The organism is Curtobacterium sp. JUb34 (genome assembly GCF_003755065.1).
Taxonomy (GTDB): Bacteria; Actinomycetota; Actinomycetes; order Actinomycetales; family Microbacteriaceae; genus Curtobacterium.
In genome coordinates this window covers 37,529-61,202 of record NZ_RJVH01000004.1, presented here as the reverse complement: position 1 = coordinate 61,202, position 23,674 = coordinate 37,529, and the positions used below count along the sequence as shown (strand labels likewise).

The window sequence follows — 23,674 nt, the reverse complement described above, 5'->3', positions numbered from 1 at the left end:
GCCGAAGTGGTCACTGCCTTCTATGATCCGCGACTTGACTCAGGCGAATGACACCGCTGTAATTACAGGCAACGACTTCAATCGTTGTGGTCCCGTTATCGAGACGTCAGGGGTGATCAGGGTGAACGGTTCCGACTTCCACGCCGGAGTTCCGGAGGACTGGCACGTCGACCCCGTGGCGCTCGGCGTCCCGGGTGTTCGACGGCCGGAGACGGACGACGAGGAGAACCCGCTCGCGTGGCAGGTCGACTCGCTGTGCGCACAGACCGACCCGGAGGCGTTCTTCCCCGAGAAGGGCGGCTCCACGCGCGAAGCGAAGAAGATCTGCACGTCGTGCGAGGTCCGGGCGCAGTGCCTCGAGTACGCGCTCGAGAACGACGAGCGCTTCGGCATCTGGGGCGGTCTGTCCGAGCGCGAGCGTCGCAAGCTGCGCAAGCGGGCGTAGTCGAGGTCCAAGCGTTCGCCTGACGTTCCCACAGGTTCACGGCGCGCCGCCGTCCGCAGCGGACGCCGTGCCTCCAGACCGTAGAGTGACGCCCGTCATGCAGCCCAGAGTCACCGCGATCCTCGTCGCCGCCAACGGAGCGGCCCACCTCGACCGGACCCTGGACGCACTCGCGGCCCAGACCCGCCACCCCGAGAACCTGGTGGTCGTCGACGTCGGGTCGACCGACGGCTCCACTGCCGGGCTCTCCTTCGGCGGGTCCGCCGAGCTGCTGCGTCTGCCGGCCGGACGCCCCTTCGGCGAGGCCGTCGCCCGCGGCGAACGCGAGGCGCCGCCCGCCGTCGTCGACGAGCCCGTCGACGAGTGGCTGTGGCTGCTCGGGCACGACAACGCACCGTCCCCGACGGCGCTCGCGGACCTGCTCTCCGCCGTCGAGATCGCGCCGTCCGTCGTCGTGGCGGGTCCGAAGCTCGTGTCCGACGACGACCCCTCGCTGATCCGCGCGTTCGGCGAGAGCATGACGCGCTTCGGCCGCTCGATCGGTCTCGTGCAGGACGAACTCGACCAGGGCCAGCACGACCGGCACACGGACGTGCTCGCGGTCGCCGCCGGCGGCATGCTCGTGCGCCGTTCGGTGTGGACCGAGCTGTCCGGCTTCGACCCGGCGCTGCCGGACGTCGACGCCGCCCTCGACTTCTGCGTCCGCGTCCGCCTGGCCGGGCACCGCGTCGCCGTCGTCCCCGGCGCGAAGGTCACCACCACCGGTCCGATCGAGGAGTTCGGTCGCAAGCGCGTCTCCGAGGCCCGCCGCGTCCGCATGCACCGGCAGGCGCAGCTCCACCGCCGGATGACCTACGCGCCGGGCGGGCTGCTCTGGCTGCACTGGCTCACCCTCGTCCCGTTCGCGGTCGGCCGGGCGATCGGCCACCTCGTCGCCAAGCACCCCGCGGCGGTCGTCCCGGAGCTCGCCGCGGCGTTCGCGGTGGCGTTCGGCGGCGGCACCGGTCGGGCGCGCAGGAACCTCGCCCGCACGAAGAAGCTCGGCTGGGCCGCCGTCGAACCGCTCCGGGTCAGCTGGCGTCGGGTGCACGAGCACCGGACCACCTCGCGCGACGTCGAACTCGCCCGCGTCGAGGACGCCCCGATCGCGCGGGCGTCGTTCCTCGGCGACGGCGGTATCTGGGTCGTGCTGGCCGCGGCGGTCCTGAGCGTCGTGACGCTCTACCCCCTGCTCGGCTCGCCGGCGCTCACCGGCGGCGGCCTGCTGCCCCTCAGCACGACCGTCGGCCAGCTCTGGCAGAACGTCGGCTACGGCTGGCACTCGCTCGGCACCGGCTTCACCGGTCCGTCCGACCCCTTCGCCGCCGTGCTGGCGGTGCTCGGTTCGATCGTGTTCTGGTCGCCGTCCACGTCGGTCGTGCTCGTGATGCTCGTCGCGTTCCCGCTGTCCGCCCTCGGTGCCTGGTTCGCGGTCCGCAAGGTGACGACGCGCAAGTGGGTGCCGGTCATCGGCGCCGCGCTCTACGCCATCGCCCCGGCCCTCGTCGGCGCGGTCACCACCGGACACCTCGGTGCCGTCATCGCGCACCTGGTCCTGCCGTGGTTGTTCGTCGCCGTGCTCGAGGCGCACCGCTCGTGGGCGTGGGCGTCCGGCGCCTCGCTGCTGTTCGCGGTCGTGGCGGCCTCGGCGCCGTCCTTGCTGCCGGTCCTGCTGATCGGGTGGCTGGTCGCGCTCGTCGTCGGGTGGCGCCGAGCGCACCGTCGGGCCTTCATCCCGGTGCCGACCGCGGTGCTCTTCCTGCCGCTCGTCCTCGCGCAGGTCGCGCGCGGCAACGTCCTCGCGGTCTTCGCCGACCCCGGCGTTCCGTCGGCCACCCGTGCGCCGTCCGCGCTGCAGTTGGCGATCGGTCAGCCGCTGCCGGACTGGAGTGGGTGGCTGCCCGCCACGTCCGGGCTCGCCGCCGTCGGCACGTGGCTGCCGATCGTGATGGCCGTCCTGGCCGTGCCGATCGCCGCCGCCGCGATCGGCGCGATGCTCGGACACCGTTGGGCCGTCGCCGGCTCGGCGCTCGTCGTCGCACTGCTCGGCTTCGGCACCGCGTTCGCTGCCACCCACGTGACCGTCACCGGCGTCGGGTCGACCACCACCATCGTGTGGCCCGGCAGCGGGCTGTCGGTGTACTGGCTCGCGATCGTCGTCGCGGCCTGCATCGGCATCGACGTGCTGCCGAAGGCCGCACCGGTGACGGGACTCGTCGCGACGGTGCTCGCCGGCGTCGCGGTGGCCCCGGCCTTCGCCGCGTTCTACCTCGGCAACGCCGCGATCCAGCCGACCACGGGCCGGGTGCTCAGCGCCTACGTGAACGCCGAGGCGCAGGCGAACCCCGACGTCGGCACGCTCGTCGTGGTGCCGCAGGACGACGGGTCGCTCGCCGTCGCACTCGAGCGCGGTCAGGGTGCCACCCTCGACGACCAGTCGACCCTCGACGCCACCGCACTCCGGCTGAGCGAGTCCGGCGCCCGCCTCGCGACGCTCGCCGGCAACCTGGCGAGCCGCAGCGGCTACGACCCCCGGCCGGCGCTGCAGGAACTCGGCATCAGCTTCGTCCTGCTCAACGACGCCGGCGACGACCCCGAGGCGCAGAGCGTGCACGACCGGGCCGCGGGTGCGATCGGGCAGAACGCGCTCTTCACGAGCATCGGCGAGACCACGAACGGGCAGCTGTTCCACTACGAGGGCGACGTCGACCGGACCACCACCGGGTCCGCCGCCGCCCGTGCCACGCACGTGCTGTACCTGGTCGTGCTCGGCGTCGTGTTCGGCGCCGCCGCCCTGCTCGCCGTGCCGACGGCCCCGCGCCGCCGCCGGGCCACCTCGAACGTCATCGAGGCCGAGGAACCCGCGACCACCTTCGACGAGGAGCGCGACGAATGAGCACCACCACCGGCTCCGTCCGACGCTGGGTCGTCCGTGGCACCGCGACCGCGATCGCCGTGGTCGTCGCCGCCGGCGCCGTCACCGCTGCGCACGCCTACGGCACCGCGGCCGAACCGGGTCGCCCGGCCGGCCGGACCGTCACGCCGGTCCCCGCCGACGCCGAGCGTGTCTGTGCCGGCAGCGCCCTGCGACTGTCCGACGACTCCGGCAACGACGCCACCCAGGCGAGCACGGTCGGGTCCGCCACCGTCGCCACGGCGACGACCGGCTCGACCGTCGAGCGGTCCTCGCTCGACCCGTCGTCCACCGGCGGCAGCGACCCGCGGCTGCTCACGGCCCCCGCGGGTGACACCACACCGCAGGTCGCGGGCAGCAGCTACCAGAGCGTCTCCAGCGGCGACCTGGTCGGTGCCGGGGCGGCGTCGTGCGACGACCCCACGCAGTCGACCTGGCTCGTCGGCGGCTCGACCGAGACCGGACGCACCAGCCTCGTCACCCTGTCGAACCCGACCGACGTGAACGCGACCGTCGACCTGGCGATCTACGACGGCACCGGCACGGTCAGCGCCCCCGGCACGACCGGCATCGTCGTCGCCCCGAACACCCAGAAGGTCGTCCCGCTGTCCGGCTTCGTGTCCGACCAGGGATCCACCGTCGTGCACGTGTCGTCCTCCGGCGGGCAGATCGTCGCCCACATGCAGGAGACCGTCGTCCGCACGCTCACCCCCGGCGGCTACGACATCGTCTCCGGCGGCGCCGCGCCGTCACGCTCGCAGGTCATCCCCGGCGTCGTGCTCGCCGGTGCGCAGGAGGCACAGCGCGGCGACGACACCGCGGACGCCGCCCCCGTGGTCCGGCTGTTCGTCCCGGGCACGGAGTCGGCACGCGTCACCCTCGGCATCACGACGGCGGACGGCGGCGGCACGACCGTGAACGCCACCGCCGAGCCCGGGGTCGTGACCGACGTCGCGCTCGACGACTTCCCGGACGGCCGGTACTCGTTCACCGTCACGTCGACGCAGCCCGTCGTCGCCGGTGCCCGCACGACCTCACCGACGGCCGACGGCAACAGCGACCTCGGCTGGTTCGCCTCGGCCGAACCCCTGGGCGACGAGGTCATCACCGCGGTGGCTCCGGGGGAGGGCGTCCGGATGAACTTCGTGAACCCCACGCGCGAGGACCGTGCGATCACGATCCGCTCCGGCGACGAGAAGCGCACCATCCAGGTGCTGTCCGGCGCGACGGCGACCATGCCGGTGCAGACCGCGAAGCAGCTCTCGATCTCCGGGGCCGAGGGCGTCGTGGCGGGCGTGACCTACCGGGGGGACGACGGCATCGCCGGGTTCCCGGTCCGTCCGTCCACCCAGGTGTCCACGCCGGTGCGCGTCTACCCCTGACGGTGACGACGGTGCGGCGCATCCGTGCGTCGGGTCGTCACCAGTGGCGGTAGCGGTCCGGCGCCAGGTCCCACGGGTCCTTGCCGATCAGCTCGCCGACGGCGCGGAACACGGCCGTCTCGACGATGATCCGCCGGTCGGCGTCGTCCTTCTCGGGGCTGCGGTTCACGCGCTCGACGGGGATCCGGAACACGGTGACCCTGCGGGTGTCGCGGTCGATCCGCCACCGGGGCATCGCATCGGGCAGCGTCGCGTCGGTCGGCATGTCGGCCACCTGGAACACCACGCCCGCCAGTTCGTCCGGCCACAGGCCGATCAGGTAGTGGGCGCTGTCGCCGACGATGCGGTCGAACGCCTCGGCGCGGGTGGTGATCGGCGCGAGCTCAGGACCGGTCACGCTCGACCGCCCACCGCGTCCGTGCCGGGACCGTCCTCGACCGCGGTCGACCGGGGTGACGAGGCGGGGCTTGCGACGCATCCCCACATCGTACGCGTGCCGCCGTCGCTCCTGGTCGCTCCGGTCGCCCGTGCGCGCTCCGCTAGGCTCCCTGACGACATGGACGTGAGGATCTGCAGCAAGGTCGCGTGCGCCGCGAGCGCTTCGGCGACCCTGACGTACGACTACGGCGACTCCATGGTCGTGGTCGGGCCGCTCTCCACGCGGGTCGAACCGCACGGCTACGACCTCTGCGCCCGGCACGCCGCCGGTCTGCGCGTCCCGCGCGGCTGGCAGGTGGTGCGGCGCGAGCCGCTGCAGCGCGAGGCCGACTGAGGGCTCGCGTCCGCGACGCACCAGCGGTGGTGGACGGGAGGCCCGTGGAACGTGACCGACGTCGGCTGGGGACCCGCGCCTCCCGGCATGGAAGACTGATGGGCATGCCCACCGAAGCCCAGACCGCAGCACCGTACCGCGTCGCCGACCTCTCGCTCGCCGAGGCGGGCCGCCACCAGATCCGCCTCGCCGAGAACGAGATGCCGGGCCTGATGGCCCTGCGCGAGGAGTTCGGTGCGTCGCAGCCGCTGGCCGGCGCGCGCATCGCCGGATCGCTGCACATGACGGTGCAGACCGCCGTCCTGATCGAGACGCTCGTCGCCCTCGGCGCGCAGGTGCGCTGGGCGAGCTGCAACATCTTCTCCACGCAGGACGAAGCCGCAGCGGCCGTCGCGGTCGGGCCGACCGGCACGCCGGACGCACCAGCCGGCGTCCCCGTGTTCGCGTGGAAGGGCGAGACGCTCGAGGAGTACTGGTGGAGCACCAGCCGCATCTTCGACTGGACCGCCGAGGCCGCCGCCGTCGGAGCCGACTGGGCCGGTCCGAACCTGATCCTGGACGACGGCGGTGACGCCACAATGCTCGTGCACACCGGCGCCGACGCCGAAGCGGCTGGTGCTGCTCCCGTCGCCGGTGCCGACGCGAGCGCCGAGTGGAAGATCGTGCTCGACACCGTCGCCGCGTCGCTCGAGACGTCGTCCGACCGCTGGACCCGCATCGCCGCAGACATCGAGGGCGTCACCGAGGAGACCACCACGGGCGTGCACCGCCTGTACGAGCTGTCGCGGAACGGGCAGCTGCGGTTCCCGGCGATCAACGTCAACGACTCCGTCACGAAGTCGAAGTTCGACAACAAGTACGGCATCCGCCACTCCCTGCCCGACGGCCTGAACCGGGCGACCGACGTCCTGATGGGCGGAAAGGTCGCGTTCGTCGTCGGCTACGGCGACGTCGGCAAGGGGGCGGCCGAGGCACTGCGCGGCCAGGGCGCCCGCGTCATCGTCAGCGAGGTCGACCCGATCTGCGCGCTGCAGGCCGCGATGGACGGCTACCAGGTGGCGCGACTGGCCGACGTCGTCGACACCGTCGACATGGTCATCACCTGCACGGGCAACCTCGGCGTCGTGGGCGTCGACGAGATGCTCGGGCTGAAGCACCTGGCCATCGTCGCCAACGTCGGGCACTTCGACAACGAGATCGACATGGCCGGCCTCGAGTCGCTGCCCGGTGTGGAGAAGGTCGAGATCAAGCCGCAGGTGCACGAGTGGCGCCTGCCGACCGGTCGGTCGATCCTGGTGCTGTCCGAAGGGCGGCTCATGAACCTCGGCAACGCCACCGGGCACCCGTCGTTCGTGATGAGCAACTCGTTCACGAACCAGGTCCTGGCGCAGATCGAGCTGCACACCCGTCGTGACGAGTACCCGACCGGGGTCTACGTGCTGCCGAAGCACCTGGACGAGAAGGTCGCGCGCCTGCACCTGGGCGCCCTCGGGGTGGAGCTGACGGAGCTGCGTCCCGAGCAGGCGGCGTACATCGGCGTCCCGGTCGAGGGACCGTTCAAGCCGGAGCACTACCGCTACTGAGCCGGTCGGGCGGCCGGCGGCGCGCTGCGGCCACGCGGAACCAGGTTCCGGACACAGCACTGCGCAACGTCGTGGTGCTGTGTCCGGAACCTGGTGCCGTGCCGCAGGCGCGGCCTCAGCGCGGGAAGCCCGGCGGCCGCGCCGACGCCGACGCCCCCGCCGCGGTGAGCACGGCGACGCGGGAGCGCAGCGCCTGCACGTCCCGCCCGCGCCGCAGCACGACGACACCGGCGAGGAACACCTCGGCGGGGACCGGCGGCACCGGGTGGGCGAAGGCCGCGACGTCCGCGGCCAGCGCGCGGGCGGCGGACTCCCGGAGCTCGGGGCGCATGACGGCGGCCCCGCGGAAGAACGCGCCGAGCCGGTTCTCGAGCCGCTGCGGCAGCGCCGAGACGTCCGCGACCGTCGCCCAGGCCGCGAGCTCCGGCGGCAGCACGACCTGCGGGTCGCGCTGCTTCGGCAGCCGCTCGTGCTGCACGACGGTGCCGGCGAGCAGGTCCCCGAGTCGCCGTGGACGACTGCCGAACAGTGCGACGAGCAGCGCCACCGACCCGAACGTCATCCACAGTTCGAACAGTCCGACGAGTGCGCGGGTGAACGCGTGCCGGAACCCGATGGCACCGCCGTCGACGCGGACGACCCGGGTGCCGACCGCGTACCGCCCGACGCTGCGGCCCCGGGTCACCGTCTCGACGGCGGCCGGCACGAGCACGAGCACGGCGACGAACAGGGCGATGCTCAGCGCGGCGCCCCACGCGTCGTCGACGCCGCTCGGCCAGAGCCGGGACACCCCGAACACCAGGAGCAGGTACAGGACGAGCAGGCACACCCCGTCGAGGAGGGCCGACGCCAACCGCAGCACGAGTCCGGCGGGCTGCACGTCGAGCGCGACCGCCTCGCCGACCACGAGCTCGTCGGCGGTCTCGTCGAGGGCGAGCGAGAACCGGGCGTCGGCGAGGTCGCGCGGCGTGCGGGGCTTCGACATGGGATCATTCTGTCGGAAGTCGGCCGACACGAGGGGGAACACGTGGACCTGGACGCCTACGCCGAGGTGCACCGCGACCGGTGGCAGGAACTCGACCGCCTCGCGCGCGCTCGGCACACCACCGGTGCCGACGTCGACGAGCTCGTCTCCGGCTACCAGGCCGCCGCGACGGACCTGGCCCGCATCCGCGGTGCAGCGCCCCGCACGGCGACCGGTGACCGGTTGTCCCTCACGCTGTACCGCGCCCGTCTGCGCTTCACCGGCACCCCGGTCGACCCGCTCACCGCGGTCGCCCTGTTCTTCACCCGGCACCTGCCCGCTGCGCTGTACCGGATCCGCTGGGTGACGATCTGGGTGGCGCTGGCGACGGCGGCGATCGCCGCGATCGTGGCCGTGTGGATCACGACGACGCCGGGGGCGACGGCGACCTTCGGGACGCCGGAGGCGCTCCGCCAGTACGCCACGCAGGACTTCGTCGACTACTACTCCGACCACGGCCTCGGCGCGTTCACGGCGCAGGTGTGGACGAACAACGCGTACATCGCGGCGACCATGGTCGCGTTCGGGATCACGGGCGTCTTCGTGCCGTTCTCGATCATGCAGAACGCCGTCGGGCTCGGGGTGTCCGCCGCGATCATGCACTCGCAGGGTCGCCTGGCCGACTTCTTCCTCTACATCGCCCCGCACGGTCAGCTCGAGCTGTACTCGGTGTTCCTCGCCGGCGGGGCGGGCCTGATGATCTTCTGGTCCTGGGTGGCGCCGGGTCCGCACCGCACCCGCGCGCAGGCCCTCGCCGAGGACGGCCGAGCACTGATCACGATCGCGGTCGGCCTGACGCTGACCCTGCTGCTCTCCGGCCTGGTCGAGGGCGTCGTCACCCGCCAGGACTGGCCGTGGCCGGTCAAGATCGGCATCGGGACGGTCGCGCTCGCCGCGGTCCTCGCGTACCAGTGGGTGCTCGGCGGTCGTGCGTACCGCGCCGGGGAGCGCGGCGACCTCGACGAGTTCGAGCGGGGCACGTCCGCGCTGGTCGCCGGGTAGCGGCGGGTCGGTTCAGAGCCGGCCCGTGGCCTTCGCGCGCAGGTAGGCGTCCGCCACGAGCGGCGGGACGTCCTCCGGTGCGCCGCGGACCACCTCGGCGCCGGCACGTCGTGCGACGTCGGCGACGCCGTCGGCATCGAGCAGCGTGCGTTCGGCGGCGGCCCGTCGGTACACGTCGCGCTCCGCGCCGGTGGGGAGGCCTGGCACGCGTCCGCCCCGCGCCGTGCGGACCGTCGTGGCCGGGTCCACCCCGCCGCGCGCGGTCCGCTGCACCGCCGGGTCCTCGATGCTCGTCACCACGACGGCGTGCCGCCGGGTGAGCCGGGGCAGCACCGCCAGCAGGTCACCGGAGGCACCGACCGAGTCGAGGCTCGACGCCAGGACGACGAGCGCTCGGGACGTCGTGATCGAGTCGACGAGCGCCGGCACCGCGGACCAGTCGGTCGCGGCGAGTCCGGGTTCCGCCATCGCGAGGGCCTCGCCGAACCGCTGGACGACGTCGGTGCGCGTGGCACCGTGCACGCGGTCGTGGACGCTGTCGTCGAGGACCGCCAGGTCGACCCGGTCGCCGGCGGCCGCAGCCAGGGCGCCGAGGAGCAGTGCGGACTCGATGAAGGTGTCGAGGCGTGGTTCGTCCGCGACCCTGCCGGCTCCGGCACGTCCGGCGTCGACGACGACCACGACCCGGCGGTCCCGCTCGGGACGCCAGGTGCGGACCACGAGGTCCTGCCGTCGGGCGGTCGCCCGCCAGTCGATCGAGCGGACGTCGTCGCCCCGGACGTAGTCGCGCAGTGAGTCGAACTCGGTGCCGTGGCCGCGGAGCTGCAGGGTGGTCTCGCCGTCGAGCTCGCGCAACCGGGCCAACCGCGACGGCAGGTGCCGTCGCGAGCGGAACGGCGGGGTCACGACCAGTTCACCCGGGGCCGCCACGACCCGCTGTCGAGCGGCGAGACCGAGCGGACCGAAGGCCCGGACCGCGACGCCGGCGGTGCGTCGGCGGCCGCGGCGGAACGGGGTGAACCGCATCCGTGCCGTCCGTCGTTCACCCGCGGGGACCGTCATCCGGATCCGGCGCGGCCGGTGCCCGGCGGAGGGTTCCCACATGTCGCGGACGATGCCCCGGAGCACCCGCCCGCCGTCGTTCGCGAGCACGAGCGTGCCGTCGGCGGTGCTGTCGCGTCGGGCCAGTCGCGGCATGCGCCGTTCGACGCGCACGCGTGTCAGATCGGCGGCGAGCAGGACGTCGAGGGCGGCGGCGAGCAGCACGACCACGACCCACGCCAGACCGGCCCACCCGCTGGCGAGCAGCACGGTGGGGACGATCGCGACGGCGAGCAGCGCGACGAACCGGCCGGAGACCGCCACTAGATCGGCACCCGCACCTGCTCGAGCACCTGCTGGAGCACCCCGTCGGCGCCGACGCCCTCGAGCTCGGCGTCGGCGGCCACCCGGAGCCGGTGCCGCCAGACCGGCAGGGTCATCGCCTGCACGTGGTCGGGCGTGATGGCGTCATAGCCGGTGAGCCACGCCCAGGCCTTCGCCGCGGCGAGCAGGGCCGTCGCACCGCGCGGGCTGACCCCGACCCGGACGGACGGTGCCTGGCGGGTGGCGCGGGCGAGGTCGACGATGTACGCCAGCACGTCGTCGCGGGCACCGACGGCACGGACGGCGCGCTGCGCGGCGAGGACCTCGTCGACGCCGACCACGGGGGTGATGCCGGCCGACCGGACGTCTCGCGGCACGAAGCCGTCGGCGTGCCGGCGGAGGACCTGCCACTCCACGTCGCGCGGCGGGATGTCGAGCGTCAGCTTCATCAGGAAGCGGTCGAGCTGCGCTTCGGGGAGCGTGTACGTGCCCTCGAACTCGATCGGGTTCATCGTCGCGGCCACGAAGAACGGGTCGGGCAGCAGCCGGGCGTCGCCGTCCACGCTGACCTGCCGCTCCTCCATCGCCTCGAGCAGGGCGGACTGGGTCTTCGGGGGCGTGCGGTTCACCTCGTCGGCGAGCAGCACGTTGGTGAAGACCGGGCCCTCGCGGAACGGGAACGTCCCGGTGGAGGCGTCGTACACGAGCGACCCGGTGACGTCGCCGGGCATCAGGTCCGGCGTGAACTGGATCCGCTTGGTGTCGAGCGACATCGCGGCGGCCAGGCTGCGGACGAGCAGGGTCTTGGCGACGCCGGGAACGCCCTCGAGCAGCACGTGCCCCTGCGCCAGAAGTCCGACGATCATGCCGGACACCGCGCCCTCCTGTCCGACGACGGCCTTGGCGACCTCGGCCCGGACGCGCCCGAAGGCGTCGCGCAGGCCGGCGTCGCCCGGGACGGGGTCCTGCCGGGGTCGGTCGTGCTGGTCGGGGACTGCTGGCAGGTCGGTCACGGTCGTGCTCCTGGTCGGTCGTGGTCGGTGCTGGGACGGTCGCCCGAGGCGGATCGTCGGACGGCCCGTTCGAGGTCGTCGAGTGCCCTCGTGCCCTCGACGAGGGCGCGGTCGTCGGTGGTCGGACCGCCGACGAGGACGGCGCCGACGCGGTCGTGGGGGATGCCGGTCGCGCGGGCTGCGGCGCGGACGACGTCGTCGACGTGCGCGGAGCGGGGGAGTCCGAGCAGCCGACCTATGCGGCGCACCGCGGCGACGCGGAGGGTGTCCAGGGCGTGGGTGCGGTCGTGGGTGCGGGCGTACATCCGGGCCCGGCCCTCGGTGGTCTCGGCGGCGCGGACCACGACGGGCATCCGTTCGACGACCAGCGGCCCGAGGCGGCGGCCGCGCCACACCGCGGCGGCGACGGCGACCAGGGCGAGCAGCGCGATGCCGCTCGGCACCCACGGCGGCGCGAGCTCGCCGAGCGTCGGGGCCGCGTCGGGTGCGCCGACGGTCGGTGTGTACCAGGTGAGGCGGTCGTCAGCGCCGAGCAGCCCGAGGGCGAGCGCGGCGTTCCCGGCGGTCGTGATCGTGTCGTTGCGGAGGGCCGACGTGGTGCCGACCAGGGTGACGTCACCGCCGGGCGTCGCCGCGCGGACGAGTCCCCAGGCCCGGTCGTCGCCGCTGCCGGACGGCGCGCACCGGTCCGCGTCGGGGTCGTCCACCGTGTAGCCGTACCCGTCGGTGGACACCCGCGCTGCCGAGGCCGCGGCCGGGATCGCACAGGTCGCGGTCGACACGGTGTCGCCGCTCCCGGGCGCCGTCGCCGTCGTGACGTCGAGCCCGAAGGACGTGAACGGCGTGGAGTCGACACCCACCAGGACCACGTGCTCCGCGGTCCGGGCGATGCGCTCGGCGACCGCGGGGTCGAGGACCCCGTCGGAGTCGTCGACGAACACCGTGCCGCCGTCGATCCCGTCCGCACGGTCGGTGACCCGGACGGAGGTGCCCCGCTGCTCCAGGACACGGACCAGCGCAGCCGATCCGCTCGCCGTGGTGGACGTCGGGTCGAGCGGCCGGCGGTCCGGGCCCTCGGCGCCCTGGACCACGGCGGTGAGCACGGCGAGCACGAGTCCGACGACCACGATCGCGGCCCAGAAGCCGAACCGGAACCGGCGGCCCTCGGGCTGCTCCGGTGCCGGTGCGCCCGAGCGCGGCGTCGCGGTGGCGGTGCTGGTGCTCATGCCGGCACCTCCGGCCCCACGGACCTGGCCGGACGGGCCTGGCGCACGGCGTGCTCGGTGTCGAGGACCCGCCGGGCGGTGGCCTCGTCGGCGTCGAGCCCGAGGTAGCGGACGGCGTCGAAGGCCGCGGCGGCGCCGTCGAGCGCGGCGGCTTCGGCGGGGAACGGGACGGCTGCGCGGGCGGCGATGGTCCGTGCGGTGGCACCGGGGACGTCGGGGACGAGATCGCGCTCGCCGAGGCCGCGGGCGGTCGCACGGAAACCGTCGAGGACCGCGGCCGACCAGTCGCCCCGGCTGATCGCGGACCGGGCGGCGTCGAGCAGTTCACGGGCGGACCGGAGGTCGTCGTCGTCGAACACCCCGCCGGTGTCGTCCGTGCCGCTGCGTGCGCGACGTCGGGGGAGCCCGCGGGCGACGACCACGAGCACCACGACGGCGACGAGCACCACGATCGCGATCACCAGGGCGGTGCGGGCTGCGACGGGGGAGTCGAGTCCGTCGGCGCGGAGCGACCCGAGCCAGTCCAGGAACGTCCGTGACGCGCGGTCCCACCAGGTCACGTGGGCGCCGTCGTAGGCGGGCCGATCGAGTTCGCGTTCGAGCAGGCGGCGGGCCTCGTCGGGGTCGACCGCGGTCATGCGGTCCCGTCCGGCGGACGGTGCTGTCCCTGCTGCGGCGGGTGGTGCGGCCACGGTTGCTGCTGCCCGGGCCAGGGCTGCTGCGCCTGCTGTTGTCCGGGCCATGCCTGCGGGGGTTGTCCGGGCCACTGCTGCGGCTGCTGCTGGGCCCACGGCTGCTGCTGGGCCCAGGGCTGCTGCTGCCCGGCCCACTGCTGCTGCGGCCACGGCGGTCGGGCGACCGGTGCCGACGGAGCGAACGGGTCGGCTGGCTGCCCGGTGTCCAGGTGCGACGCGATGCGCTGGTCGAGGGCCTCGGTCCGGATCCGCCGGTCGATGGTCAGGAAGGTGACGACCGCCGCGCTCAGCACGTCGGTGATGCACTGCACGGCGATCGCGAGCAGGCTGCCGATGACGATCAGGACGAGGGCGCCGCCACCGATCCCCGATGACGCGTCGGTCTGCCCGAGCGGGTCGAACACCCCGCCGACGAGCACCGCCCCGATGGTGAGCGGCGCCGAGGCGATCGACGCCGCGACGCCGAACATCACCTGCACGAGCAGGAGGATGCCGAAGGTCCGCCAGAACGCACCGCGGGTCAGCCGCCAGGACTGCGCGGCGGCGGCGAACACCGGTCGGCCCTCGAGCGCGATGGTCGGCACCGTGAAGGCGAAGCGGATGCCGAGCCAGGTCAGGACCACGCCGAGGCCGAGGACCATCAGGAAGACGGCGAGCACGAACCACCCGGCGCTGGCGTCCCCGGCGCCGAGCGCCGCGAAGAACGCGACGAAGACCACCACGACGACGATGCCGACGACGAGACCCGCGCCGATCTGCACGAACATCCACCCGACGACCGGCCACCGCCGCCCGGCGAGCAACGCCCAGAGGCCCCGGAACGTCGCACGGCGGCCGAGCACGCGCTGCCCGGTGTCCGCGGCGACGGGCGCGACGAGGAACCCGCGCCCGAGGTACGCCAGGAACGGCAGGCCGATCGTCAGCAGGATCCACAGCGTCACCGAGCCCGCGACGATCGTGTCGCCACCACCGTTGCCGTCGAACGCGGTCATCATCCGCGACTGCAGCGCCTGCTGGCCGAAGGTGCTGACGAGGGTGGAGAGCAGCCCGAGCACGCCGCTGAGCAGCACGCTCCAGAGCAGCAGGACGCGGGCGTTGCGGCGGAAGACCGTGAACGCGCCGCTGAGGACGTCACCCAGCCCGAGCGGGCGGAGGGGGATCACCGGACGCGAGCCGGACGGCTGTCGGTCGCCGGGCGGTCGACCCGGCCCCGGGGCGGGCGGTCGCGGCGCGGAGGAGTGGGGCGGGCCTCCCGGCTGCTCGTGCCCCTGCCACGGACCCTGCTGTCCCGCACCCTGCCGTCCACCGCCCGGCGTCTGCCAATCGGACATGACCTCGGCCCCCTTCGTCGTGTCGGTCCGCGCTGCGACGCGCGGTCCACGTCCATCCTGGCGGAAAACGCCGCGTGACGGGGCCTCGGCTATCGTGTGGGGACACGTGCCGACCCGGCACCACCCGCACGCCACACGGAGTCCACATCACATGACACCGCGCATCCTCGTCGTCGACGACGACCAGGCCCTCGCCGAGATGATCGGCATCGTCCTCCGCTCGGAGGGCTACGAACCCGAGTTCAGCGCCGACGGCAACGACGCCGTCGACGCGTTCCACAGCACGAAGCCGGACCTCGTCCTGCTCGACGTGATGCTCCCGGGCATCGACGGCATCGAGGTCTGCAAGCGCATCCGCGCCGAGAGCGGCACGCCGATCATCATGCTCACCGCCAAGAGCGACACCGCCGACGTCGTCCTCGGCCTCGAGAACGGTGCCGACGACTACGTCGTCAAGCCGTTCAACCCCAAGGAGCTCGTCGCCCGCATCCGCACGCGGCTGCGGCCGAGCGCCACCGACGCCACGGTCCTGCACGTCGGTGACGTGACCGTCGACGTCGCCGGGCACGAGGTGCGCCGCGGCGACACGGTCATCGCGCTCACCCCGCTCGAGTTCGACCTGCTCCGCGCGCTCGCCGAGAAGCCGAACCAGGTCTTCACCCGCGAGATGCTCCTCGAGCAGGTCTGGGGCTACCACTACAAGGCCGACACCCGCCTGGTGAACGTGCACGTGCAGCGCCTGCGCGCGAAGATCGAGCACGACCCCGACAACCCGAAGACCGTCACCACGGTCCGCGGCGTCGGGTACCGCGCCGGAGGAGCCTGACCGCCGTGCCGCCCGCCCCGCCCGCCGGCACCGGTCCCGGCACGGCATCCGGTGCCGCCCCCGGCGCGGCCACCGTGTCGATCGGCGTGGTCGGCCGCGGTCGGCGACGGATGCGCCGCTGGGTCCGTCGTGGCTGGCGGCCCGTCGCGTACGTGTGGCGACGGTCCCTGATGTTCCGCTCGGTCGCCATCACCGTGATGACGACCGGACTGGCCGTCGGGATCATCGGCACCGCCGTCATGGTGAGCATCTCGACGAACGTCTACTCGCAGCGCCGCGACCAGATCGAGTCGGAGTCGGCCCGGGCGACCATCGTCGCGCAGGGGATCTTCGACGCCGCCACCGCCGCCGAGGACAACAACCAGTCCGAGCTCGAGACGCTGCAGAACGAGGCGCAGCAGGCGATCCTGTCGAACACGACCAGCCCCGGCGGCACGAGCATCGCGATCGAGCGGAGCCCGGACCAGTCCACCCCGCAGACGCTGCAGACCATCGCGAGCCAGGACTTCCCGGACGCCGTGATCACCGACGCCCTGCGCAAGGAGGTCGGCGCGAACACCGGCAAGCTCAGCCTGCAGCCCGTGCAGCTCGACGACGACGGCCGCCGCGTGCCCGGGCTCGCCGTCGGCTCCACGCTGCAGATCCCGAGCGCCGGCCAGTACGAGCTGTACCTGGTCTACGACCTGTCCGACGCGCAGCAGACCCTGGACTTCGTGTCGCAGACGCTCTCGATCGGCGGCGTCGCGCTCATGGTGCTCATCGCCCTGGTGACCTCGCTCGTCGTCCGGCTGGTCGTGGTCCCGATCCGCGAGGCAGCGGAGACGAGCCGCAAGATCGCCGCCGGCCGTCTGGACGAACGCATCCCGGTGCGCGGCCAGGACGACCTGGCGACCCTCGCGCGCAGCTTCAACGGCATGGCCGAGGCCGTCAGCCGACAGATCACGCAGCTCGCCGAGCTCTCCCGCGTGCAGCAGCGCTTCGTGTCCGACGTGTCCCACGAGCTGCGCACCCCGCTCACCACGATCCGGCTCGCCGGCGACATGCTCTTCGACTCGCGGCACGCGTTCGAGCCGTCGGTCGGTCGCTCGGCCGAACTCCTGCACGCGCAGGTGGAACGGTTCGAGTTGCTGCTCGCCGACCTGCTCGAGATCTCCCGCTACGACGCCCAGGCCGTCCAGCTCGACACCGAGCCGTCGGTGCCCGCGGCGCTCGCCGCGGACATCGTCGAGGAGTTCCGCCCCCTCGCCGAACGGGCCGGCATCGACCTGCAGCTCGCCACCCCGGGCGGCCACACCACGATGCGGCTCGACGCCAAGCGGGTCCGCCGCATCCTGCGCAACCTGGTCGGCAACGCGATCGAGCACGGTGACGCCAAGCCCGTCCAGGTCGTCGTCGACAGCGACGCCCGCACGGTCGCCATCGCCGTGCGCGACCAGGGCGTCGGCATGCCGCCGGAGGACGCCGCCCGGGTGTTCGACCGGTTCTGGCGTGCCGACCCGAGCCGCAAGCGCACCATCGGCGGCACCGGTCTCGGTCTCGCGATCAGCCTGGGCGACGCGAAGCTGCACGGTGGTCGGATCGACGTGTGGTCCCGCCCTGGTCACGGGTCGACGTTCGTGCTCACCCTGCCCCGCAACGAGCAGGGCACAGCCGCGACGTCGGCGATCCCGCTGCCCGAGCTCGACGAGTCGTACGACGGCCCCCGCGCCGTGCGAGAGGAGTCCTGATGCGTTCCCGTCCCCGTCCCCGGCTCCGGCACGTCGTCGCCGCGGCACTGGCCGCCGTCAGCGTGCTGGCGCTCACCGCCTGCGCCGCCATCCCCGTCGACGGCGCCGTTCGCACCGGGCAGACGATCAAGGACGAGTCACTCTCCGGCGTCGACTTCCGGCCGGACAAGCCGATCACCGGCTCCGACCAGACGGCGATCCTGCGCGGGTTCATCGCGGCGGCCACCGGCGCGCAGGACAACTACGCGATCGCCCGGCAGTTCCTGGCCTCGGACTTCTCGCAGCAGTGGAACCCGCGCCAGGGCGTCACGATCCGCGACGGCAGCGGCACCGTCGAGCGCGCCGACGACCGCGAGCTGACGTACACGCTCACCGCGAGCGCCACCGTCGACTCCGAGGGGGAGTACACGCAGGCGGTCCGCCCGACCTCGTCCACGCTGACGTTCCAGTTCACCCGCGAGGACGGCGAGTGGCGCATCGCCTACGCGCCGGACGGCATCATCCTGTCCCCGGTCAGCTTCGACTCGGTCTTCCAGCAGCACGCCCTGTACTTCTACGACCCGACGTTCCGGTTCCTCGTGCCGGACGAGCGCTGGTTCCTCGCCCGCTCGTCCACGAGCACGCGCATCGCCAGCGCCCTGCTCGCCGGCCCCGCCGACTGGCTGAAGGGCGCCGTGGTCTCGTCGTTCCCGGAGGGCACCCAGCTCTCCCTGAACGCCGTCACCATCGACAGCGGCACCGCGCTCGTCGACCTGTCCAGCGACGCGCTGGGCGCCAGCACCGTCGACCGCGTCCGGATGCGCGAGCAGCTGAGCAAGTCCCTCGCCTCGGTCGCCACGATCTCGTCGGTGTCGATGACCATCGAGGGAGCGAGCGTGTCCGTGCCCGACTCGGGTGGGGCGAACGCGCAGCAGAACCCGGACGTGGACCCCCGACCCCTCGTCGACGAGGACGGCGTCGTCGGCTACGCGGCCACGGGCACCGGCAAGGTCGCGAAGCTCGGCGGCGGCGTCGGCGACACCGTGGCTGACCTCGACCCGACCTCGATCGCGCTGTCCGCCTCCGGCACCACGGCCGCCGTCGGCAACCGCGACGGCGCCGTCGTCGTGCGCGGCGACGACCACCTGCGCGTCGACGCGCGCGAGGACCTGGTCGCCCCCTCGATCGACGACCTCGGGTTCGTCTGGGTCGGCCAGTCGTCGGACACCCGCCGGATCACCGCGTACGGCCTCGGCGGCGACCCGCACCAGGTCGCGACGTCGTTGCCGCGCGGCGAGCTCGTGTCGTTCCAGGTGTCCCGCGACTCCACCCGGGCACTCGCCCTGATCGAGACCGCGGACGGCCCCGGCCTGTACGTCATGGCGGTCATCCGCGGGTCCGACCGGTCGCCGACGTCGTTCGGTGCAGCCGTCCGCGTGCAGGCGGCCACCGGCGACGCGGTGGGGGCGACGTGGGTGAACGACACCGACGTGGCCTCGGTCGGGCAGACCACGGCCGGGCCGAACGTGGTGCGGACCACCATCGGCGGCCAGTCGAGCACCCTGCCGAAGCCGGACGGTCGCGCTACGTCGATCAGCGGCGGCAGCGGCGGTGCACTGCTCCTCCGGATGTCGAGCGGGTCGGTGCTGCAGTCCACCGGCGGCGGCTGGGACACGACCGGCGTCACCGCCGACGTGCTCGGCGTCCAGCGCTGACGACGCGGTCTCCCCTCCACACCCACCCCGGCCAGGAGGCCCGTCCACCGTCCGCACCGCCGGCCCGCGCCCGCCGTCCGGTCGCCACCACACTCGTCGCATGCGCACCGAGGACCATCCCACCGCCGGGACGCGCACCGCGGAGGCGACCGCCCCGAGCTCGCCCACGCCGTGGCGGGACGCCGCGTTCGCCGTGCTCGGTCTGTTCCTGCCCGTGGAGTGCCTGGGCTGCGGACGCCCGGACCGTGCGCTCTGCCGGGCCTGCCGCGCCGACCTGGCCGCACGCCCGCGTCGGGTGCGCCTCGTCGCGGGGGTCCGGCTCGACGCCGCGTTCGAGTACGAGGGGCTCGTCCGCACGCTGCTCCTCGAGCTGAAGCTCCGGAGCCGGGTCGACGTGGCACGTCCACTCGGCGGTCGGTTCGGCACGCTCGTCCGCGCGGCGCTCGCCGAGGCCCCTGCCGGCACGGTGGTGCTGCGGGTGCCGCCGTCGCGGGCCGGGGCACGGCGGCGCGGCTTCGACCCCGTGGTGCTGCTGCTCGCCCGCGGCGGCGTCCGCGGCACCGGGCGACTCCGGCGGGTACGGGTACGGGGACGGGGCGGACCTGCGGACGGTGGGCCGGGCCAGAAGGAACGGACGGCGATCGAGCGGGTCGCGGCGACCGTCGGCACGCTGCGGGCCAACGGGGTCGGGGGGCGGGACGTCGTGCTGGTGGACGACGTCGTGACGACCGGCGTCACGATGGCCGAGGGCGTCCGCGCGGTGCGGGCCGCGGGCGGTCGGGTCGTCCGGTGCGTCGCCGTCGCGAGCGTCGAGGACTGACGCCTCGGTGAACACCGGGTGACCACTGTGCGTCCGGTGAGTGTCCGGCGGACTCGCCGCCGCACCGTGACGCCGGACCAGCCGCGGGTCTAGCCTCGCGACAAGGCGTTCGGGTTCGCCGGATGGAGGCGACGCGCCGAAGCTCGATGGGAGCCGCGACATGGACGTGACGATCACAGGCCGGAACGTCGGGGTCACCGACCGATTCCGCACCTACGTCGAACAGAAGTCCGAGAAGATCGACGTGCTCGCTGACCGTGCGCTCGCCTTCGAGGTGCGCATAAGCCGCCACCACGAGAAGTCCGGCGGCAGCCAGGGCGAGGACCGCATCGAGCTCACGCTCATCGGTCCCGGGCCCCTCGTGCGGGCGGAGTCCGCGGCGTCCGACAAGTACGCCGCCTTCGACCTCGCCTTCGCCCGCATCATGGAACGCCTGCGCCGTGCCCGCGACCGGCGCAAGGTGCACCGCGGTCGTCACCGTCCGACCTCGGTGGCCGAGGCCGCCGGCAGTGCCTTCGACGGCATGGGGGTGGTCCCCGCCGACGGCCGACTCATCGAGGACGTCGCCACCGGCGCGGTCCCCGTCGTCGACGAGCAGACGACGGAGGAGGACGACACCGAGGTCTACAGCCCCGTGGTGATCCGGCACAAGGTGTTCGAGGCCGCCCCGATGACGGTTGACGACGCCCTGTACTTCATGGAGCTCGTCGGGCACGACTTCTACCTGTTCGTCGACGCCGAGACCCACCGCCCGAGCGTGGTCTACCGGCGCAAGGGCTGGGACTACGGCGTGATCGGCATCGACGACCAGACCGGCGCCACGGCGTCGGCGGACGCCGAGCCCGCCGCCGCGCTCGCCTGACGCGATCGCCGCGGACTCGTCCGACCCGGTGTGCGCGGCCCGTTCGCGGGCCGCGCACACCGCTGTTCCCACGCCGACGTCCCTCACAGCGCACGGCACCGGTGGGTTGCTAGCATGACTGGTCGATCGGGCGCGCAGGTCGCGCACGACGACCCCGTAAGGAGCTCACGTGGCAAACGTGCTGGAGAAGGTCCTCCGCATCGGCGAAGGACGCACCGTCCGCCGGCTGAAGGCGTACGCCTCGGCGATCAACGACCTCGAGGACGACTTCTCGAGCCTCACCGACGAGGAACTCCAGGACGAGACGAAGGAGCTGCGCGAGCGGTACGCCAACGGCGAGACCCTCGACGACCTGCTGCCCGAGGCGTTCGCCGCCGTGCGGGAAGCAGCGAAGCGCACCCTCGGCATGCGGCACTTCGACGTGCAGCTCATGGGCGGCGCGGCCCTGCACCTCGGCAACATCGCCGAGATGAAGACCGGTGAGGGCAAGACCCTCGTCGCGACCACGGCGGCCTACCTCAACGCGATCCCGTCGCGCGGCGTGCACGTCATCACGGTCAACGACTACCTGGCCTCGTACCAGTCCGAGATCATGGGCCGCGTCTTCCGCGCCCTCGGCATGACGACCGGCTGCATCATCGCCAACCAGACGCCGGCCGAGCGCCGCGAGCAGTACGCCGCGGACATCACCTACGGCACGAACAACGAGTTCGGCTTCGACTACCTGCGCGACAACATGGCGTGGCAGGCCTCCGACATGGTGCAGCGTGGCCACTTCTTCGCCGTCGTGGACGAGGTCGACTCGATCCTCATCGACGAGGCCCGCACGCCGCTCATCATCTCCGGCCCGTCCTCGGGCGAGGCCAACCGGTGGTTCACCGAGTTCGCCTCGATCGCGAAGCGCCTGACCCCGGGCGAGGACTATGAGGTCGACGAGAAGAAGCGCACCGTCGGTGTGCTCGAGCCCGGCATCGAGAAGGTCGAGGACTACCTCGGCATCGACAACCTGTACGAGTCGGCGAACACCCCGCTCATCTCGTTCCTGAACAACTCCATCAAGGCCGTCGCCCTGTTCAAGCGCGACAAGGACTACGTCGTGATGAACGGCGAGGTGCTCATCGTCGACGAGCACACCGGCCGCATCCTGATGGGCCGTCGCTACAACGAGGGCATCCACCAGGCGATCGAGGCGAAGGAGGGCGTCGAGGTCAAGGCGGAGAACCAGACCCTCGCCACCGTCACGCTGCAGAACTACTTCCGGCTCTACCAGAAGCTCTCCGGCATGACCGGTACCGCCGAGACCGAAGCGGCCGAGTTCATGTCGACCTACAAGCTCGGCGTGGTCCCGATCCCGACGAACAAGCCGATGCAGCGCATCGACCAGACCGACCTGGTCTACAAGAACGAGAAGTCGAAGTTCGAACAGGTCGCCGAGGACATCGCCGAGCGCCACGAGCAGGGCCAGCCCGTCCTCGTCGGCACCACGAGCGTCGAGAAGTCCGAGTACCTGTCGAAGCTCCTCGCCAAGAAGGGCGTGAAGCACGAGGTCCTCAACGCGAAGAACCACGCGCGTGAAGCGGCGATCGTCGCCCAGGCCGGTCGCCTCGGCGCGGTGACCGTCGCGACGAACATGGCCGGTCGTGGCACCGACATCATGCTCGGCGGCAACTCCGAGTTCCTCGCCGTGCAGGAGATGCACGCCAAGGGCCTGTCACCGACCGAGACCCCCGACGAGTACGAGGCCGCGTGGGACGAGGTCTTCGCGCGCGTCAAGGCCGAGGTCGAGGTCGAGGGCGACAAGGTCCGCGAGGCCGGTGGGCTCTACGTCCTCGGCACCGAGCGTCACGAGTCCCGCCGCATCGACAACCAGCTGCGTGGTCGTTCCGGCCGTCAGGGCGACCCGGGCGAGAGCCGTTTCTACCTGTCGCTGACCGACGACCTGATGCGCCTGTTCAACTCCGGTGCCGCCGAGAGCCTGATGGGCCGTTCGAACGTGCCGGACGACCTGGCGATCGAGAACAAGCTCGTCGGCCGTGCGATCCGTTCCGCCCAGGCGCAGGTCGAGGGCCGGAACGCCGAGATCCGCAAGAACGTCCTGAAGTACGACGACGTCCTGAACCGCCAGCGCGAGGCGATCTACAGCGACCGTCGTCACATCCTCGAGGGCGACGACCTGCACGACCGTGCGCAGTCGTTCCTCAAGGCCGTCATCGACGACGTGATCGACACCCACACCGGTGAGGGCTCGCCGGACGACTGGGACCTCGACGCCATGTGGACCGAGCTCGGCACGCTCTACCCGATCTCGATCTCCATCGACGAGGTCATCACCGAGGCCGGCTCGAAGGGCAAGGCGTCGCGTGACTTCCTCGGCCGCGAGATCCTGTCCGACGCCAAGCTCGCGTACCAGCAGCGTGAGGAACTCCTCGGCGACGAGGCCATGCGCGAGCTCGAGCGCCGCGTGGTCCTGTCGGTGATCGACCGCCGCTGGCGCGACCACCTGTACGAGATGGACTACCTCAAGGACGGCATCGGCCTCCGCGCGATGGCGCAGCGCGACCCGCTCGTCGAGTACCAGCGCGAGGGCTACGCCCTGTTCCAGACGATGATGGGCCAGATCCGCGAAGAGTCGGTCGGCTACCTGTTCAACCTCGAGGTCCAGGTGCAGTCCGACGGCGAGAACGCCGTGATCGAGGCCAAGGGTCTCGGTGAGGACGAGGTCTCCGGCCTCGAGTACTCGGCGCCGTCGATCGACGGCGAGGTCGAGGTCCGCGACGAGAAGGGTCGCCTCGAGCAGGCCGCCACGGCGCGCGCGCAGCAGGCCCAGGCCGAGGCCGAGGCTGCTGCCGAGCCCGAGCAGGGCTCGGCGTTCGGCAACGCGGCCACGGCCTCCGGCCAGGCCGCCGCGGCGGGCAACCGCGCCGAGCGTCGTCAGGCGTCGAAGAAGAACTAGC

General features: G+C 72.8%; 19 protein-coding genes. 12 read left to right on the top strand and 7 right to left on the bottom strand.

Annotation, left to right across the window (positions count from 1 at the left end; all coding sequences use genetic code 11):
• The first annotated feature begins 112 nt into the window (after positions 1-112).
• The 3 genes from EDF63_RS14295 to EDF63_RS14285 all read left to right on the top strand — a co-directional run bounded on the left by EDF63_RS14295 (position 113) and on the right by EDF63_RS14285 (position 4,780).
• Positions 113-445 (top strand): WhiB family transcriptional regulator, encoded by a 333-nt coding sequence (locus tag EDF63_RS14295; protein ID WP_374114433.1) that lies wholly within the window; start codon positions 113-115, stop codon positions 443-445.
• Between the two features lie 97 nt (positions 446-542).
• Positions 543-3,380: a glycosyltransferase family 2 protein gene (locus EDF63_RS14290; RefSeq protein ID WP_148061792.1), complete on the top strand. Its 2,838-nt coding sequence runs from the start codon at positions 543-545 to the stop codon at positions 3,378-3,380.
• On the top strand, positions 3,377-4,780 hold the full coding sequence (locus EDF63_RS14285; RefSeq protein WP_123313704.1) for a DUF5719 family protein: 1,404 nt from the start codon (positions 3,377-3,379) through the stop codon (positions 4,778-4,780). Before EDF63_RS14290 ends, EDF63_RS14285 begins: the two co-directional genes overlap by 4 nt.
• 37 nt (positions 4,781-4,817) lie before the next feature.
• Here EDF63_RS14285 and EDF63_RS14280 read toward each other — a convergent pair whose 3' ends face one another.
• Entirely contained in the window at positions 4,818-5,258 is a 441-nt protein-coding gene (locus EDF63_RS14280; RefSeq protein ID WP_123313703.1) for a metallopeptidase family protein, read from the bottom strand.
• A 78-nt stretch (positions 5,259-5,336) separates the two neighbouring features.
• On the opposite strand from EDF63_RS14280, the gene EDF63_RS14275 reads away from it, so the two are divergent.
• Positions 5,337-5,552, top strand: coding sequence for a DUF3499 family protein (locus EDF63_RS14275; protein WP_123313702.1), 216 nt, complete (start codon positions 5,337-5,339; stop codon positions 5,550-5,552).
• A gap of 104 nt (positions 5,553-5,656) precedes the next feature.
• Entirely contained in the window at positions 5,657-7,135 is a 1,479-nt protein-coding gene (gene ahcY, locus EDF63_RS14270) for an adenosylhomocysteinase (protein WP_123314067.1), read from the top strand.
• Between the two features lie 115 nt (positions 7,136-7,250).
• Here the strand turns inward: ahcY and EDF63_RS14265 are convergent, their stop codons facing one another.
• The gene (locus EDF63_RS14265) at positions 7,251-8,120 is read right to left on the bottom strand and encodes an RDD family protein (RefSeq protein WP_123313701.1); all 870 of its coding nucleotides are present in this window, start codon (positions 8,118-8,120) and stop codon (positions 7,251-7,253) included.
• A gap of 42 nt (positions 8,121-8,162) precedes the next feature.
• Here EDF63_RS14265 and EDF63_RS14260 point away from each other — a divergent pair, with 42 nt between their 5' ends.
• Positions 8,163-9,161 carry a stage II sporulation protein M gene (locus EDF63_RS14260; RefSeq protein WP_123313700.1) on the top strand — a complete coding sequence of 333 codons (999 nt, stop codon included), beginning with the start codon at positions 8,163-8,165 and terminating at the stop codon, positions 9,159-9,161.
• Positions 9,162-9,173: 12 nt separating this feature from the next.
• On the opposite strand, the gene EDF63_RS14255 is transcribed toward EDF63_RS14260, so the two are convergent.
• From EDF63_RS14255 to EDF63_RS14235, 5 genes are read right to left on the bottom strand one after another with little or no spacing between them, the layout of a single operon-like run.
• Positions 9,174-10,526: a DUF58 domain-containing protein gene (locus EDF63_RS14255; protein ID WP_123313699.1), complete on the bottom strand. Its 1,353-nt coding sequence runs from the start codon at positions 10,524-10,526 to the stop codon at positions 9,174-9,176.
• Positions 10,526-11,530: an AAA family ATPase gene (locus tag EDF63_RS14250; protein WP_395872255.1), complete on the bottom strand. Its 1,005-nt coding sequence runs from the start codon at positions 11,528-11,530 to the stop codon at positions 10,526-10,528. The genes EDF63_RS14255 and EDF63_RS14250 overlap by 1 nt, the downstream gene beginning before the upstream one ends.
• A 5-nt stretch (positions 11,531-11,535) precedes the next feature.
• Positions 11,536-12,765: a DUF4350 domain-containing protein gene (locus tag EDF63_RS14245; protein WP_123313698.1), complete on the bottom strand. Its 1,230-nt coding sequence runs from the start codon at positions 12,763-12,765 to the stop codon at positions 11,536-11,538.
• Positions 12,762-13,403, bottom strand: a complete 642-nt coding sequence (locus tag EDF63_RS19075) for a DUF4129 domain-containing protein (RefSeq protein WP_123313697.1) — start codon at positions 13,401-13,403, stop codon at positions 12,762-12,764. The genes EDF63_RS14245 and EDF63_RS19075 overlap by 4 nt, the downstream gene beginning before the upstream one ends.
• On the bottom strand, positions 13,400-14,623 hold the full coding sequence (locus tag EDF63_RS14235) for a glycerophosphoryl diester phosphodiesterase membrane domain-containing protein (protein WP_185021439.1): 1,224 nt from the start codon (positions 14,621-14,623) through the stop codon (positions 13,400-13,402). Before EDF63_RS14235 ends, EDF63_RS19075 begins: the two co-directional genes overlap by 4 nt.
• A 319-nt stretch (positions 14,624-14,942) precedes the next feature.
• Here EDF63_RS14235 and mtrA point away from each other — a divergent pair, with 319 nt between their 5' ends.
• From mtrA to secA, 6 genes are all read left to right on the top strand, one after another.
• Positions 14,943-15,617, top strand: coding sequence for an MtrAB system response regulator MtrA (gene mtrA / locus EDF63_RS14230; RefSeq protein WP_123292246.1), 675 nt, complete (start codon positions 14,943-14,945; stop codon positions 15,615-15,617).
• A 5-nt stretch (positions 15,618-15,622) separates the two neighbouring features.
• A complete protein-coding gene (gene mtrB, locus EDF63_RS14225) occupies positions 15,623-17,344 on the top strand; it encodes an MtrAB system histidine kinase MtrB (RefSeq protein WP_260233125.1) in 1,722 nt (573 codons plus the stop codon).
• Positions 17,344-19,038: a GerMN domain-containing protein gene (locus EDF63_RS14220; protein WP_123313695.1), complete on the top strand. Its 1,695-nt coding sequence runs from the start codon at positions 17,344-17,346 to the stop codon at positions 19,036-19,038. Before mtrB ends, EDF63_RS14220 begins: the two co-directional genes overlap by 1 nt.
• Before the next feature lie 100 nt (positions 19,039-19,138).
• Complete coding sequence (locus EDF63_RS14215; RefSeq protein ID WP_123313694.1) at positions 19,139-19,858, top strand: ComF family protein; 720 nt, start codon at positions 19,139-19,141, stop codon at positions 19,856-19,858.
• Positions 19,859-20,018: 160 nt separating this feature from the next.
• Positions 20,019-20,720 carry a ribosome hibernation-promoting factor, HPF/YfiA family gene (gene hpf, locus EDF63_RS14210; RefSeq protein WP_123313693.1) on the top strand — a complete coding sequence of 234 codons (702 nt, stop codon included), beginning with the start codon at positions 20,019-20,021 and terminating at the stop codon, positions 20,718-20,720.
• A 169-nt stretch (positions 20,721-20,889) separates the two neighbouring features.
• Positions 20,890-23,673: a preprotein translocase subunit SecA gene (secA, locus tag EDF63_RS14205; protein WP_123313692.1), complete on the top strand. Its 2,784-nt coding sequence runs from the start codon at positions 20,890-20,892 to the stop codon at positions 23,671-23,673.
• Position 23,674 lies beyond the last annotated feature (1 nt).